At 41.0% G+C, this 427-nt stretch carries 1 protein-coding gene; it reads right to left on the bottom strand.

All coding sequences use genetic code 11. The features are described from left to right. Window positions 1-397: sigma factor (locus JHD69_RS20460; RefSeq protein ID WP_304622312.1), on the bottom strand; the 397-nt coding region annotated here is incomplete at its 3' end. Window positions 398-427 lie beyond the last annotated feature (30 nt).

Here is a 427-nt window from a genome sequence, read left to right on the forward strand (position 1 = left end):
GCTCTATCTCACGGTAAATGCTACCTATCAATTCGGAGCGCAACATATTATTGAGGTAACTTTCTTCGAAGTTATCCGACTGAAGTGAGTATGTACGCTCACGCTCCGCCCGGCGTACTGCCGACCGTATCCTGTTCATACTACTGTTAAAAGCTGACCGGTACAAATAGGCACGAAGGTGTTCCGCACTATTAAATACTTCTGCTTTATTCCAAAGTGTTACAAACAAGTTGGCCACTACTTCTTCGGCATCTTCTTTATATTTCAGGTAGCGCTCTGAAAAATCACACAATTGCGGATAATAAAACCTGAATATTTGATCAAACTCCATCGTATTCCCAAGGTTTACCGGAAAGTTCAAAAAATCTGTTGATGTGTATTCAGATGTAGGAGACATAATGCAATTGCAAATGTCCCTGATTCTTTG

The sequence above is a fragment of the Pedobacter sp. ASV12 genome (assembly GCF_016429155.1).
Classification (GTDB): domain Bacteria; phylum Bacteroidota; class Bacteroidia; order Sphingobacteriales; family Sphingobacteriaceae; genus Pedobacter.